A 14,472-nucleotide genomic window follows, 5' to 3' on the forward strand; every position below is an offset into this window, starting at 1 on the left:
TCGCGCCCGCGTGCGGCTCCGTCGCCGTGATCACCTTCTGGATGCAGTTCCACAACTCCGGCACCTCCGCCCTGCACGACCTCGCCCTGTTCTGCGGCTCCTTCACCGACGGCTCGGGCGCCGAGCTCGACTACGACGAGGCCCCGGTCACCGTGGTCGGCCGGCCCGAGCGGGTCGCCCCGGGAGCGGGATTCGTGGCCGTCGCGCACTACACGATCGCGCCGCTGAGGGCGCCCCGGACGCTCCGCCACTCCATCGTGCTGCGGGGCCGCACGAGCGACGACCGGCCGTTCACCGACGTCGCCGCGCTCGAGGTCCACGTCGATCCGAGGCGCACCCCGGAGGTCAGGTTCCGTCCCCCGATGGCGGGATCCGACACCTTGCGGTGGAGGTGAGCGACGATGCGATCGCATGAAGACTTCTCACCACCGGGCCGGATCGGCCAGGGTAGAGGGATCGCGTCGTACGGAGGACGCGCCAGAGGAAAGGACTCCGCCGTGAGGGGAATCGCAGAAGGCAGCCGACCGATCGTCGATCGCGGGGTGTCCCGCCGGGACACGGCGGCGGCCGCGTGGCTGGCGCAGAGCGGCGTCGACGTCCGCGCGAACGGCGCGTTCCGCATCGTGGCCGACACCCTCTGCAGCGACGGCGTCGACGTGCTCCGGATCTGGCACTCGCCGGCCCGCCTGCACCGCACCTCCGCCGCCGGCCCGGGCGTCCGCCTGATCATCCCGCTCGAGGGCGCGCTCGTGATCCAGCCGGACGATCCGGCGGCGCTCGAGGTCCGCGTCGCGCCGGGTGACATCGCCTTCCTCCACTGCGACTCCCCGTTCACGATCGTGACCGACACCCCGAGCGCCCGCACCGAGATCGCCCTCGACCGCCCGCTGCTGGGCCTGGTCGACTCGGCCGACCGTGGCGCCGTCGTCACCGAGGCCGACGCGGCCAGCCGCGGAATCCTGCTCTCGACCGTCAACGCGACCTTCGGCTCCACCCTCGACGCCGACTCCCCCGCCTTCCCCCTGGTGCGGGCCGCCGTCGAGCAGCTGGCGGGCGCTGTGCTGGCGACCTCGCTGCCGCGCGAGAGCAGCGAGGACGTCTACACGCGCGCCCTCGCCCTGATCGCCGCGATGTCCACCGACCCCCGCCTCTCGGTCCAGGAGATCTGCGAGCGCCTCGGCGTCCCGAAGCGGACGCTGCAGCGCACCTTCGCGCGGAACGGCACCACCGTGTTCGACGAGATCCGCCGCGCACGCCTCACGACCGCGCGCGCCCTCCTCGGCGGGAGCGACTCCCCGCCCTCGCCCGAGCACGTGCTGAGCAGCTACGTCCGCTCGCAGCGCCTGCGCCGCGACCTGCTCCATCTCGAGACGGTGCCCGCCTCGAAGCTGGGCTGACCCCGGGGCCGCAGCGCTCGCAGGGTCGGTGGGCACGGTCGGCGACGGAGGTCACCTCGTTTGCGCGCCTCCGGTCCGGACGCTCCGGCTCGGAGGCACCGTCTCCGCAGCCGCGCTCAGCCCGGGTACGGCACCGCCGCCGCCGGCCACCCCGACGCCGCGAGCTCCGCGCGCAGACGGTGGTGGTGCTGCACGGCGCCGAGGGAGTCGGTGCGGAAGGCGATCGCGAGGGCCGCGTCGGCCCAGTAGGCGTCCCAGCCGGAGTAGCGCTCGAAGACGCGGTCGCCGACCGCGGCCAGCAGCTCCCAGGCGCGCGCCGCCGGGAGGTAGCCGGCGACGTAGGCGTAGCGGATCGCGCCGATCGTGCGCTCGGCGTCGCCCGCGAGCAGGAGCAGCGGCGGACGCCCGTCGACCGCCTGGGCGAGCTCGAGGAGGTGGAACTCGCTGCCGCCGGTGAGCGCGGCGACCCGGGAGCGCATCCGCTCGGCGTCGGCGGAGGCCGAGACCTCGGCGAAGCGGGTCGAGAGCGGCCCGCGGGTGAGCACGTCGGCGACCAGCAGCTCCACGTCGTCGGCCGAGGCGATGCGGAAGTCGCGGTCGAGCGCGACCCGGTGCTCGACGAGCGGATGCAGCGGCAGCTGCTGCCAGGGCGCTCCTTTCGCTCCGTCGGCGTAGCGGCGCCGCAGCTCCTCCGGGAGCTCGGCCCAGGAGGGCTGGAACGCGAGGGAGGAGTTCCAGCCGGCGAACGAGAAGTCGCTGACCGCGTCGAGCGCGAGCAGCTGCTGCTGGCGGAGGGACGGGGTCGGCGAGTCGGCCGCGCCGAGGTAGGCGAGCTGCTCGCGGCGCGGCGCGCGCGCATCCCACTGCTGGAAGCCGACCGTGGCGGCGAGCAGCCCGAAGGCCAGTGCGAACGCGAACGCCGTGAACGCGACGACGCTCTCGCCGCCGCCGAGCGCGAGCCCCCATGCGAAGCCGACCAGGCCCACCGGAGCCGCGAAGGCGGTCACCAGGAGCGCGCGGCGTCCGGCGCCCTGACCGCGCCGGTGCGCATCGGCCGCCCGCGCGTAGCGCAGCCGGGGTCGGACGGGGAACTCGACGTCTCCGGGATGGTTCTGCAGCGGCACGGTCGCAGCCTAGGGGCGCGGGTCGCGCCGATGTGTGCTTGCCTGGTCGCATGACTCTCGCCGAAGCACTCCTCGAGCGGGCCGACCTGCAGAAGCGGATCGAGGCCCTCCAGTCGCGGATCGTCGCGAACGCCTCCTACCAGGAGGGGGAGGAGCCGACCGAGGACCCGGCCGAGCTGCTCGCCGACTGCACGCGCGCACTGGGCGAGCTCGAGCGGCTGGTCACGGCGATCAACCTCACCAACGCGACGGCCACCACTCCCACCGGAGAGGTGCTGACCGCGGCGCTCGCCCGGCGCGAGGCCCTGCGCGCCCGGCACAGCCTCCTGACCCGCGCGGCCGACGCGGCCGCCGGCGAGCGCGGCTACCGCCAGCTCCGGAGCGAGCTGCGCCGCCTGCCCGCGCTGCCGGTGCGGGAGCTGCGCGAGCAGGCCGACGCCGTGGCGCGCGAGCTGCGCGGGCTCGACGCCGACGTCCAGAGGACGAACTGGGGGGTCGAGCTGCAGAGCTGACACGAGACGCGGTGAGTCGGTAGGCGCATCGGAGCGAGCACGCACCGTCGGGCCGGCGGTTCATCCGGCCCTCTGTCACGCGGTGGGCAGCGTCCCGGCTCCGGCCGTCACTCACAGCCCAGCACCGAGGACCGGTGACCGCGCAGACAGGACACCTCATCACCATGTGCTGGCCGGTGCGCCGAGGGCGGGTTCGGGGACCTCACCGCGTCTCGGGCGTGCGCGGACGCACGTAGGGTCGGGGCGGGATCTGCTCGAACGCGCACGTGGACGCAGGCCGGACTCGGGGCTGCGGCTTCTCGAACGGGCGCGCGGACGCCTGCCGGGTCCGGGCCGGCGTCCGGCCGCCCCGCCCGGCCGCGCCCGCCCTCCCCGCCGCTCAGTACTCGATGCGCCCGCGCCGGTCGTGGAACTCGCCCGTCGGCCCGTCGGAGCCGAGCAGGGCGAGCGCGACGGTCGCGTCCGTGCCCTCGGTGACGGTCTGGTGCCCGCCGTGTCCGTTGAAGTCGGTCGCGGTGTAGCCGGGGTCGCTCGCGTTGATCCGCATCGCCGGCAGGTTCTTCGCGTACTGCACGGTGAGCGCGACGACCGCCGCCTTCGACGCCGCGTAGGGGATCGCGGTGACGGGGAACTCGTCGTGGCCCTCGGTGCTCAGCCAGCGCGGCCAGCCGACTCCGGACGCCACGTTCACGACGACCGGGGCCGCGGAGGCCCGCAGCAGCGGGAGCGCGGCCTGCGTGACGCGCAGGATTCCGATGACGTTCGTCTCGAGGACGCCCGCCATCGCCTCCGGGGTGAGGTCGTCGACGCCGAACGATGTGCCGAGCACGCCGGCGTTGTTGACGAGCACGTCGAGCCCGGGCAGGGAGGCGATCGCGGAGTCGACGCTCGCCTGATCGGTGACGTCGAGGCGGACGGGGCGGGCGCCGAGCGCGCGGGCGGCGTCGCCGTCGGCGGTGTCGCGCATGCCGGCGTAGACGGTGTGGCCCGCCTCGAGGAGTCGGCGGGCGGTCTCGAGGCCGAGGGAGCGGTTCGCTCCGGTGATGAGTGTCGTGGTCATGCTCCCATCCTGCGCGGGTGGTCGGGCCTCGACCACGCCGCGCTCGACGGGGGGACCGGCAGTACCTGGCTCGGCGACGGCGGGCGGAGGAGGATGGGCGGCATGGAGGAGTTCGCCACGGTGCTGCGCTCGTGGCGCGACCGCATCCGTCCCGCCGACGTCGGCCTGCCCGCGGGCTCGGGCCGCCGCGCCACGGGCCTGCGCCGCGAGGAGCTGGCGGCGCTCGCGGGCGTGAGCGTCGACTACCTCGTGCGGCTCGAGCAGGGACGCGCACGGAACCCGTCGCCGTCGATGCTCCGCTCTCTCGCGGTGGCGCTCCGGCTCACGGACAGCGAGCGCGACCACCTCTACCGGGTCGCCGGCGCCGCCGTCCCCTCGCCGGGCGTCGTGCCGCAGCACGTGAGCCCGGGCGTGCAGCGGATCGTCGACCGCCTGGGCGACGTGCCGCTCGCGGTGTTCACGGCGGCCCACGACATCCTGCTGTGGAACCCGCTCTGGGCCGCCCTCAACGGCGACCCCTCGGTGTTCACCGGGCTGGAGCGGAACCTCGTCTGGCGGCACTTCACCTCGGGCCACGCGGGCACCGAGTTCGACGCGCAGCACGAGGAGGACTTCGCGAGCGACCTCGCGGCCGACCTGCGCGCGGCGACCGGGCGCTACCCGCGCGATCCGGCGCTCGCCGCCCTCGTCGCCCGGCTGCGCGAGGAGTCGCCCGAGTTCGAGCGGCGCTGGGCGGAGGCGCGCATCGCCGAGCACCGCGCGAGCCGGAAGACGGTGACGCGGACGCCCGTCGGACCGATCACGATCGACTGCGACGTGCTCACGGCTCCGGGCACCGACCTGCGGATCGTCGTCTACACGGTGGCGCCGGGCAGCGAGGACGAGGCGCGGCTCGACCTGCTGCGGGTGACGGGGCTGCAGGCGCTGAGCACGGCGCCGGCGTGAAGCGGGCAGGCGCGGCTGGGGCGCGCACAGCGGAGCGGGGCGCTGGCTGAACCGGGCTGAGCTGAGTCGAGCGGGCCGGGCTGAGCCGAGCCGCCGGGCGGGGTAGGCCGGGCTCGTCCCACGACGGGCGGGACTCGGCGCGGCCGACGGCGCAACCTGCCGATGCGAGCGAGCGGCGGCGAGCGACGGCCGAGGTGCACGGCGAGGCGCGTCTGCGGGGACGTCCGCACCCCCGGCCCCCCGCCTCCCTGCTCAGGACGCGCAGTACGCGGTGATGAACGCGTAGAGCTCGCCCTTCTGCTCGGGGGTCGCGGCGACGACGACGGTGCCCTGCCGGCCCGCGGTCTCGACGGTCATCGGCAGGCGGGTGCCGACCTTGTCCTCGGCGAGCGCGTGGGTGTCGCAGCGGGTGGGGACGGCGTCCAGGACCACGGAGTCGAGGGTTCCGGCGGGCACGGAGCGGTCGAGGGTCCAGGCGTCGGCGGCGTCGGGCGGCTGCAGCAGGATCGTGGCGTCGACGCTGCGGAGCACGAGGGGGGTGCCCCGGACGTCGGCGGTGATGGTGAGGCGCGCCGGCTCGTGCGCGGCGCCTCCGGACGTGTCGATCCGCAGGGCGAGGTCGGCGTCGACGGTGCGGGCGAAGCATCCGGACCGGGCGAGAGCGTCGACGAACGAGAACGGGTCGTCGGCGGGGTACGCGTGCTCGCCGTGGCCGTCGATGGCGAGGACGACCTCGAGCGCGGCGGGCACCTCCGCGGCAGGGCAGGCGGGCTCGGGCACGTCGACGCGGAGGTCGCGCGAGGTCCCGTCGGGGACGCCCGTGCCGCCGGTCCAGGTGAGCGGGACGGCGAGGCGCGGGTCCACGAGGCGGGCCGCGGTGACCTCGATCAGGGCGCCGCTGCCGTTGTGGACCTCGAAGGCCATGGTGCCGCCGGCGATGTCGGAGCGGTTCTGCTGGACGGAGACGGTGACCCCGGGAGCCGGGGCGGACGGGGCGGAGGAGCGGGCCGGGTCGGGGGCGGCCTGAGCCGGGGTGGCGGTGGTCGCAGCCGCGGTGGCCGCCGCGGTGCCGCTCGGGGCGCCTGTCGCGCCTGCCGGCGCGCAGGCCGCGAGGGCGGGCAGGAGGAGCAGCGCGGCGGCGAGGGCGCGGAGGCGTCGCATCGTGCCTCCCTCCGCTCGCCGTCATTCTGGCGCCCCGGCCCCCTCTCCGCGAGCGGGCGCTCCGCCTCCCCAGCTCGATCGATGCGTCACGAACGGTCGCCACGGCGGGCGGATGACGACCGTTCGTGACGCATCGCCGGAGCGACAGGGGGTGAGGACGCGGGGACGCGCACCCATCCGGGTGTGCGTCCGCTCCGAAGAAGGTCGGGGACTTCAGGAGGAGACAGATGGCACGCGGCAGATGGCACGTCGGCACGATCGTCGCGCGAGTGCGCGCATCCGCAGCGATCGGGGCCTCCGGGCTCGACGCGGTGGAGCGGGCGGAGCGCCGGGCCGAGGTCCTGCGCATCGCCGGAGGAGTCGACTCCGGCCGTCTCGGCGACGACCAGGCGATCTCGGCGTTCGGCCGGATCGTCGACGGCCTGCAGAGCGACCTGCCCGGCTCGGCGCTCGGCGTCTAGCCCGCGAGGCCGGCGTCCCGGTACCCGCCCGGAGCGGACACCCGCCGGGCCGACATCCCGAGCCTCCGCGGCGCTGAGACCCGCCGGGCGAGCGTGCCGACGGCCCACTGGGCGCGGAGACCCGGCACCCCGAGCACCCGCGCGCCGCGGAGCCCCGCTACCCCAGCGTCCCGAGCGCGATCCGCGGCAGCAGCCGCTGGATCGCGACGGCCGCCGCGCCGCGCGCCCACTCCACGAGCCCGCCGTCGTCGACGAGCAGCGCCAGGGGCGGAGCGTCCGGGTCGCGCGTGGCCGCGATCGCGGCGTCCACCACCGCGGCCTGCTCCGTGTAGAGGGCGACGCCCTCCCCGGCCAGGATCACCGTGCCGGACATCGAGAGGTTGCCGATCGCGGCGATCATCGTCCCGAGCGCCGTGCCGGAGTCGGCGAGGATGCGCTCGGCACCGGGGTCGCCCGCGCGAGCGGCGGCGAAGCCCTCGGCCAGGGTCAGCTCGCGGCCGGTGGCGACGAAGAGCTGGCGGAGGAGCGAGGGCAGGCTGAGCATCGCGGTCGAGCAGCCGCGGTGGCCGGCCTCGCAGACGGGGCCGGTGGGATCCAGCGGGTAGTGGCCGCCCAGGCCGAGCCCCGCCTCCGGGGGCGCGACCACCCGGTCGTGGACCACCAGTCCGTAGCCGACGCCCGCGCCGACCGTGAGCACCGCGAAGTGCGGGATGCCGCGGCCGCGCCCGAACCAGTGCTCGGCGCCCGTGAGCGCGACCACGTCGTTCTCGAGGGCGACCGGCAGCCCGAGGGCGGCGGAGAGCGGAGCGGCGAGGTCGACGTCGCGCCAGCCGAGGAACGGCGCGCGGCTCACCCGGCCGTCGGCGGCGATGCTCCCGCCGAGCGTCACGCCCAGGCCGGCGAAGGCGGAGGGGCCGCCGAGCTCGTCGACGACCGAGACGATCGCGGCGATCACGTCGGCGGGCTCCGTGCCCGGCAGCGGGCGGACCAGCTCCCGCTCGGTCCGCGCGCGCAGGTCGGTGCGGACGGCGAGGACCTCGGTGCCGGTGATCTTCACGCCCGCGAAGCTCAGCGCGTCGGCGCGGATGTCGAGCGGTCGGGCGGGGCGGCCGACTCCGGTGCTCTGCTCGGGGCCCTCGACGACCAGGCCGCCGTCGAGGAACGGGCGCGCGAGCCGGGTCAGGCTGGCGGGCGAGAGGCCGAGGCGGCGGCCGAGCTCGGCCCGCGAGACGGGACCGTGGATCAGGACCTCGCGCGCCAGGAGCTCGGAGGAGCTCCCGGAGGCGTCCTCGGCGACGATGGTGTCGGTCACGGGGCTCCTTCTTTCCGGCCTGGTAGAAAGCTACCGGCACTGCGCCGAACCAGGAACGGATCCGGCCACTCCTGCCGCTCTTGACACCCCTATTACTTCTGCTCTAGAAATAAGCCATGCACCGCAGCATCGCCCCCACGAACGACTCCGTGACCCTCTCCGGCCGGGAATCGCGCCTCTTCCACTTGCAGGACGGGGGCACCAGCGTCGTCGTCGACGCCCGCCTCGTCACCTTCCCCACTATCGTGCACTGGGGCGCCGCGCTCGGAGATCTTTCCGCCGCCGAACTATCCGCCCTGGCAGACGCCGCCCTCCCCCAGCGCGTCTCGGGCGGGCTCGACGCCTTCGCGCCGTTCGGCCTCGTCGCCGTCGAGGCCGACGGCTGGCAGCACGCCCCCACCTTCGAGGGCACCCACGAGCGCGCGGCCGCGTCGGAGCGGTTCGAGGTCGAGAGCATCGAGGCGCTCGGCTCCGCCCTCCGGACCGTCGCCACGGGCGCGGGCGTCCGGCTGACCGTGGACCTCGAGGTCGATGCGGCCGGCCTGCTCACCCAGCGCGCCCGGGTCGAGAACCTCGACGCCCGCCCGTTCCGCCTCGAGCGCTTCGAGCTCGGCTTCCCGCTCCCCGCGACCGCGCGCGAGATCCTCGACACCACCGGGCACCACCTCCGCGAGCGCCACCCGCAGCGCCGCCCGCTGACCATCGGCGAGCACACCCGCCGCACCCGCCGCGGCCGCCCCGGCGCCGACGCGACCCTCCTCCTCGCCGCGGGCACGCCCGGCTTCGGCTGGGAGCGCGGGCTTGTGCACGGCGTCCACCTGGGCTGGAGCGGCGACAGCTCGCTCCGCGCCGAGCGCACCGTCGAGGGCGTCTCGCTCCTCGCGGCCGGCGAGCTGCTGCGGCCCGCCGAGATCGAGCTCGCGCAGGGCGAGAGCTACGAGACCCCGGTCGCCTACGGCTCCTGGGGCGACGGGCTCAGCGCTCTGCAGGCCCGGTTCCACGCGTCGCTCCGCGCCCGCCCGCAGCACCCCGTCGCTCCGCGGCCCGTCACCCTCAACACCTGGGAGGCCGTCTACTTCGACCACGACCTCGCTCGCCTCACCGCCCTCGCCGAGCGGGCCGCGCGGATCGGGGTCGAGCGCTTCGTGCTCGACGACGGCTGGTTTCTCGGCCGCCGCGACGACACCGCGGCGCTCGGCGACTGGACCGTCGACCCTTCGGTCTGGCCGGAGGGCCTCACTCCGCTGACGGACGTCGTCACCGGCCTGGGCATGCAGTTCGGCCTCTGGGTGGAGCCCGAGATGATCAGCCCCGACTCCGACCTGGCTCGCGCGCACCCGGAGTGGATCCTCGGCCCGGCCGGCCACCTCCCGGCCTCGGGGCGGCAGCAGCAGGTCCTCGACCTCTCGCAGCGCGGCGCGTTCGAGCACGTGCTCGACGCCCTCGACGCGCTGCTGATCGAGTACCCGATCGCGTACCTCAAGTGGGACCACAACCGCGACGTCATCGAGGCGGTCTCGCCCGCCACCGGCCGCTCCGCCGTCCACGAGAACGTCCTCGCGCTCTACCGCCTGCTCGACGAGCTGCGGTCCCGGCATCCCGGCGTCGAGATCGAGTCGTGCGCCTCCGGGGGCGCCCGCGTCGACCTCGGGATCCTCGCCCGCACCGACCGCATCTGGACGAGCGACTGCATCGACCCGCTCGAGCGGCAGACCATCCAGCCCTTCACCCAGCTGGTGGTGCCGCCCGAGCTGATGGGGCAGCACATCGGAGGGCCGCGGTCGCACTCGACGCAGCGCACCCACTCGCTCGCCTTCCGCGCCGGCACCGCGCTGCCCGGCCACCTCGGCATCGAGTGGGACGTCTCGGATCTCGCCCCCGCCGTCGAGGAGGAGCTGACCGCCTGGGTCGCCTTCCACCGCGAGCACCGGGCGCTGCTGCACACCGGGACGGTCGTGCGCGCCGACCTCGCCGACGACGCCGCCTCGCTCTCCGGAGTCGTCGCCGCCGACCGCTCCGCCGCCCTCTTCACCTTCACCCAGCTGCGCACCGGCGAGACCTACCCGCCCGGACGGATCACGCTCCCGGGCCTGGACCCGGAGCGCACCTACTCCGTGGCGCTCGCCCCGGTCACGTCGCCGCTCGGCGGCCCCGGGCAGTCGCCGCTCGGCTGGGCCGAGCACGGGACCGCGCTCCGCGGCCGTGTGCTGGGCACCGTCGGGCTCCAGGCCCCCGTCCTCGATCCGGAGCAGCTCGTCGTGCTCGTGCTCATCGCCCTCTGACCCGCCCTCCCGGCTCCGGAGCCGACCCGCTCCACGGCCGCCGCACCTGCTCTCGCACCGCCCTCCGCGGTCGAGCGCGCCCTGAGACCTGTCCCCACGCGCAAGGAGGCGCCGCATGTCCGCTCATCCGCATCCCCCCGGGTTCTCCCGGCGGCTGTTCCTCTCGGTGCCGCTCGCCGCGGCGTCCGCCGCCGCCCTCGCCTCCTGCGCCTCCCCCGGCGCCGGCGACGGAGTGACCACGCTCGACTTCTTCCAGTTCAAGGCGGAGGCGGTGGAGGACTTCGCGCGGATCATCCGCGAGTTCGAGGCGGCCAACCCGGACATCCGGGTCATCGCCAACAACGTGCCCGACCCCGACACGGCCATCCGCACCCTGCTCGTCAAGGACAAGGTGCCGGACGTGCTGACCCTGAACGGCAGCGGCTACTACGCCGACCTCGCGAAGGCCGGCGTGTTCCACGACTTCACCGGCGACGAGCTGGTCGAGCGGGTGAACCCGGCGGCCCTCGACATCCTCGCCGCCCTCGGCAGCTTCGAGGGGAAGGAGGTGAACGCGCTCGCCTTCGCGAACAACGCGGACGGGATCCTCTACAACCGCACGATCTTCGCCGAGAACGGGATCGAGGTGCCGACCACCTGGGACGAGCTGATCGCCGTCTGCGAGACGCTCACCGCCGCCGGGATCACTCCCTTCTACGGCGCCCTGCTCGACAACTGGACCGGCGCCCCCGCCTTCAACGCGCTCGGCGGGCAGCTGCAGCCGGACGGCTTCTTCGACGCGATGCGCGAGGAGGGAGCGGCGCTCGGCCCCGACTCCCCCGTCTCGTTCTCGAAGGACTACGCGACGACGATGGAGCGGCTCGGGCAGCTCTTCTCGTACACGCAGGAGGGCTCGTTCGGCCGCGGCTACGACGACGGCAACCAGGCCTTCGCCGCGGGCGAGGCGGCCATGTACCCGCAGGGCATCTGGGCGATCAACCCGGTGCGCACGAACAACCCGGACATCGACCTCGGCGTCTTCCCCTACCCGGTGCTCGACGACCCGGCGGACACGCGGGTCACGTCGGGCGTCGACGTGGCCGTCGCCATCGGCCGCGGCACTCCGAAGCTCGACGCGGCCCGCCGCTTCGTCGACTTCCTGCTGACCCCCGGAGTCGTCGAGCCGTACGTCGCGAGCCAGGCCGCCTTCTCGCCGCTGGTCGGCGCCGCACCCAACTCGGACCCCACGCTGGCCGAGCTGCAGCCCTACTTCGAGCAGGGACGGCTGATCGGCTTCGTCGACCACCAGATCCCCGCGAGCATCCCGCTCAACCCCACGCTCCAGGCGTTCCTCGCCAGCGGGGACGCCGATGCGGCGCTCCGGACCCTCGACAGTGAGTGGCGCAAAGTCGCGGCACGCACGACCAGGAAGTGACCCCATGACCACGACCACGACGGCCGCCGCGCAGGCGGTGGCGACCACTCCTCCGCCGCCCGCGCGCCGCAAGCGCACCATCGGGCGCACCTCGAAGACCTTCTACTGGATGACGGTCCCCGCCGTCCTGCTCTTCTTCGTGCTCCACACGGTCCCGGTCCTCACCGGAATCTTCTTCAGCTTCACGGACTACGCGGGCTACGGCTCCTGGGACCTGATCGGCGCCTCGAACTACCTCGCGCTCCTCCAGGACGACCGCGTCTGGAAGGCCTACGGGTTCACCTTCGGCTTCGCGATCGTGGCGACCGTGCTGGTGAACGTGATCTCGCTCGCCATCGCCGTCGCCCTCAACGCGCGGATCAAGTTCCAGACGGCGTTCCGCGGGATCTACTTCATCCCCTACGTGCTCTCGACCCTGGTCATCGGCTACGTGTTCCAGTACCTCTTCGCGAACTCGCTGCCGCAGATCCTCGGCGCGATCCCGGTGATCGGCGAGAACATCCTCGCGAACGCCGACTGGGCGTGGGTGGCGATCGTGGTGCTGGCGGTCTGGCAGGCCTCGGCCTTCTCGATCATCATCTACCTCGCCGGACTCCAGACCATCCCGGGCGAGCTCTACGAGGCGACCTCGCTCGACGGAGCGGGGAGGTGGCGGCAGTTCACCTCGATCACGTTCCCGCTGATCGCCTCCTTCTTCACGATCAACATGGTCATCTCGATGAAGAACTTCCTCCAGGTGTTCGACCACATCATCGCCCTCACCAACGGCGGTCCCGGCACCTCGACGGAGTCGATCACGCTGCTGATCTACCGCGGCGGCTTCCAGGGCGGCGAGTACGCCTATCAGACGGCCAACGCCGTCCTCTACTTCCTCATCATCATCGTGGTCTCGCTGATCCAGTTCCGAGTCCTCAGCCGCAGAGAGGCGTCGTTCTGATGACATCGACCATCACCCCCACGACCGCGATCGCCCTCGGCGAGCCCGAGGGGCGGCGCCGGCCCTCCCGCGACACCTACCGGATCAACTGGTGGGCGACCTCGCTCATCGCGGTCTGCTCGCTGACGATCCTCCTGCCGCTCTACTTCGCCGTCGTGACCGCGCTGAAGACGCCCGACCAGCTCGGCGGCACAGGGTTCGAGCTGCCGACCTCGATCTCGTGGGGCAACTTCGCCGAGGCGTGGACGGCGACCCGCTTCCCCCAGGCCTTCGTGAACACCGCGCTGATCACGGTCGGAGCCGTCGTGCTGACGCTGTTCTCGAACTCGATGGTCGCCTACGCGGTCGCCCGGAACATGCACAGGCCGTTCTTCAAGGGCGTCTACTTCTACCTGCTCGCCGCGGTCTTCGTGCCGTTCCCGATCATCATGCTGCCGGTGGTGAAGGAGACGGCCCTGCTGGGCCTGGACAACCAGGCCGGGCTGATCCTGCTCTACGCCGTGTTCGGGCTCTCGATCAACACGTTCATCTACACGGCCTTCATCCGCTCGATCCCCATCGAGCTCGAGGAGGCGGCGCGCACCGACGGCGCCTCGACCTGGCGGACCTACTGGCAGGTGATCTTCCCGCTGCTCGGCCCGATGAACGCGACCGTCGGGATCCTGACCTGCGTGTGGGCGTGGAACGACTTCATCCTGCCGCTCGTGGTGCTCTCGGACCCGTCCGCCCGCACCCTGCCGCTGGCCGAGTACGTCTTCCAGGGGCAGTTCAACACGAACTACACCGTCGCCTTCGCGTCCTACCTGATGGCGATGGCGCCGCTGCTGATCGTGTACCTCTTCGCGCAGCGCTGGGTGGTCAGCGGAGTGATGCGCGGGTCGATCAAGTAGCGGTCGCGGCGAGCGCCGCCTCGAGCAGGTCCGTGAGCACGGTGCCTCGCGAGCCCGCGTCCTCCGGGTGCCACTGCACGCACCAGAGTGGCGCGGACTCGTGCTCGAGGGCCTCGACGGTGCCGTCGTCGGCGCGGCCGACCACGACGAGGCCCTCGCCGGGACGGTCGACGGCCTGGTGGTGGGAGCTGCGGACGTCGAGCTCGGCGGCGCCGAGGATGCGAGCGAGGGCGCTGCCCGGCTCGAGCGCCACGCGGTGGTCGACCATCCCGGACAGGTGCTCGCCGGGGACCGACCGGCCCACGTGACCGGCGCCGGGCAGGTGCTGCACGAGGTCGCCGCCGAGGGCGACGTTGACCAGCTGCATCCCGCGGCAGATCCCGACCAGCGGGGTCCGCGTCTCGACGGCACGGCGGACGAGCGCGATCTGCGCGCGGTCGGCCGCGGGGAAGGACTGGCCTCGGTGCGGGTCGTCGGACCGGCCGCCGTAGAGGGACGGGTCGACGTCCTCCCCTCCGGTGACCACGACGGCGTCGGCGGCGGCGAGCCGGCGCTCGAGCTCGGCGGCGCCGGCCTGCTCGGCAGGGACGCGGTCGACCACGAAGCCCGCGGCGGTGGCGGCCGAGACGACGCTCGCGGTCAGCAGCTGCAGCTCGATCTCGAACTCGGGATCCTCGCGGCCGCCGTCGGCGACGTCGACGACGAGCAGGACGGGGCGGTCGGAGGCCATGCGGACATCGTGCCACCCGGCCGGCTCCGGCAGAACGTCGGCGGAGAGCAGTGCCCCTCGGTCGAGAGGCGAGGAACCGCGCGTCCGGCCGGCGTTCTGCGCGAGCCCGCAGACCTCTCCCGGGGTCTGGTCAGGATCCGGTACCGCGATCTAGGATGTTCACTTTCACATCCCGTGCGAAGACGCACACCTCCGCGGCCCTGCGGATCGTGCCTCGACGCCGCACCCGATCACGAGGGCCTATCTG

General features: G+C 73.8%; 14 protein-coding genes. 9 read left to right on the forward strand and 5 right to left on the reverse strand.

Annotated elements, in window-relative coordinates:
• Together C5C74_RS17430 and C5C74_RS09590 are read left to right on the forward strand one after the other, a co-directional pair.
• A partial coding sequence (locus C5C74_RS17430) for a hypothetical protein (RefSeq protein WP_181134680.1) occupies window positions 1-395 on the forward strand: 395 nt, incomplete at its 5' end.
• Window positions 396-542: 147 nt separating this feature from the next.
• Window positions 543-1,397, forward strand: a complete 855-nt coding sequence (locus C5C74_RS09590; protein WP_181027279.1) for a helix-turn-helix domain-containing protein — start codon at window positions 543-545, stop codon at window positions 1,395-1,397.
• A gap of 116 nt (window positions 1,398-1,513) precedes the next feature.
• Here the strand turns inward: C5C74_RS09590 and C5C74_RS09595 are convergent, their stop codons facing one another.
• A complete protein-coding gene (locus tag C5C74_RS09595; protein ID WP_104248304.1) occupies window positions 1,514-2,521 on the reverse strand; it encodes a DUF1266 domain-containing protein in 1,008 nt (335 codons plus the stop codon).
• A gap of 50 nt (window positions 2,522-2,571) precedes the next feature.
• On the opposite strand from C5C74_RS09595, the gene C5C74_RS09600 reads away from it, so the two are divergent.
• Window positions 2,572-3,033 carry a DIP1984 family protein gene (locus C5C74_RS09600; RefSeq protein WP_104224023.1) on the forward strand — a complete coding sequence of 154 codons (462 nt, stop codon included), beginning with the start codon at window positions 2,572-2,574 and terminating at the stop codon, window positions 3,031-3,033.
• Between the two features lie 379 nt (window positions 3,034-3,412).
• Here the strand turns inward: C5C74_RS09600 and C5C74_RS09605 are convergent, their stop codons facing one another.
• Window positions 3,413-4,093: an SDR family NAD(P)-dependent oxidoreductase gene (locus C5C74_RS09605; RefSeq protein WP_104267599.1), complete on the reverse strand. Its 681-nt coding sequence runs from the start codon at window positions 4,091-4,093 to the stop codon at window positions 3,413-3,415.
• 102 nt (window positions 4,094-4,195) lie between these two features.
• On the opposite strand from C5C74_RS09605, the gene C5C74_RS09610 reads away from it, so the two are divergent.
• Entirely contained in the window at window positions 4,196-5,038 is an 843-nt protein-coding gene (locus tag C5C74_RS09610; protein ID WP_104351427.1) for a helix-turn-helix transcriptional regulator, read from the forward strand.
• Between the two features lie 252 nt (window positions 5,039-5,290).
• Here the strand turns inward: C5C74_RS09610 and C5C74_RS09615 are convergent, their stop codons facing one another.
• Window positions 5,291-6,199 carry a hypothetical protein gene (locus tag C5C74_RS09615; protein WP_104351428.1) on the reverse strand — a complete coding sequence of 303 codons (909 nt, stop codon included), beginning with the start codon at window positions 6,197-6,199 and terminating at the stop codon, window positions 5,291-5,293.
• Between the two features lie 227 nt (window positions 6,200-6,426).
• Between C5C74_RS09615 and C5C74_RS09620 the strand changes: the two genes are divergently transcribed.
• Window positions 6,427-6,660 carry a hypothetical protein gene (locus C5C74_RS09620; RefSeq protein ID WP_104351429.1) on the forward strand — a complete coding sequence of 78 codons (234 nt, stop codon included), beginning with the start codon at window positions 6,427-6,429 and terminating at the stop codon, window positions 6,658-6,660.
• 157 nt (window positions 6,661-6,817) lie between these two features.
• Here C5C74_RS09620 and C5C74_RS09625 read toward each other — a convergent pair whose 3' ends face one another.
• The gene (locus tag C5C74_RS09625; RefSeq protein ID WP_104239577.1) at window positions 6,818-7,972 is read right to left on the reverse strand and encodes an ROK family transcriptional regulator; all 1,155 of its coding nucleotides are present in this window, start codon (window positions 7,970-7,972) and stop codon (window positions 6,818-6,820) included.
• 116 nt (window positions 7,973-8,088) lie between these two features.
• Between C5C74_RS09625 and C5C74_RS09630 the strand changes: the two genes are divergently transcribed.
• From C5C74_RS09630 to C5C74_RS09645, 4 genes are all read left to right on the forward strand, one after another.
• Window positions 8,089-10,254, forward strand: a complete 2,166-nt coding sequence (locus tag C5C74_RS09630) for an alpha-galactosidase (RefSeq protein WP_104351430.1) — start codon at window positions 8,089-8,091, stop codon at window positions 10,252-10,254.
• A gap of 115 nt (window positions 10,255-10,369) precedes the next feature.
• Window positions 10,370-11,668, forward strand: a complete 1,299-nt coding sequence (locus tag C5C74_RS09635) for an ABC transporter substrate-binding protein (RefSeq protein ID WP_104224030.1) — start codon at window positions 10,370-10,372, stop codon at window positions 11,666-11,668.
• 4 nt (window positions 11,669-11,672) lie between these two features.
• Window positions 11,673-12,605, forward strand: a complete 933-nt coding sequence (locus C5C74_RS09640) for a carbohydrate ABC transporter permease (protein ID WP_104225874.1) — start codon at window positions 11,673-11,675, stop codon at window positions 12,603-12,605.
• Entirely contained in the window at window positions 12,605-13,495 is an 891-nt protein-coding gene (locus C5C74_RS09645; RefSeq protein ID WP_374953515.1) for a carbohydrate ABC transporter permease, read from the forward strand. The genes C5C74_RS09640 and C5C74_RS09645 overlap by 1 nt, the downstream gene beginning before the upstream one ends.
• On the opposite strand, the gene C5C74_RS09650 is transcribed toward C5C74_RS09645, so the two are convergent.
• Window positions 13,488-14,225, reverse strand: coding sequence for a gamma-glutamyl-gamma-aminobutyrate hydrolase family protein (locus C5C74_RS09650; RefSeq protein ID WP_104260516.1), 738 nt, complete (start codon window positions 14,223-14,225; stop codon window positions 13,488-13,490). The genes C5C74_RS09645 and C5C74_RS09650 overlap by 8 nt on opposite strands.
• Window positions 14,226-14,472: the final 247 nt, after the last annotated feature.

It is taken from the genome of Rathayibacter sp. AY1E8, assembly GCF_002931415.1.
Classification (GTDB): Bacteria; Actinomycetota; Actinomycetes; order Actinomycetales; family Microbacteriaceae; genus Rathayibacter.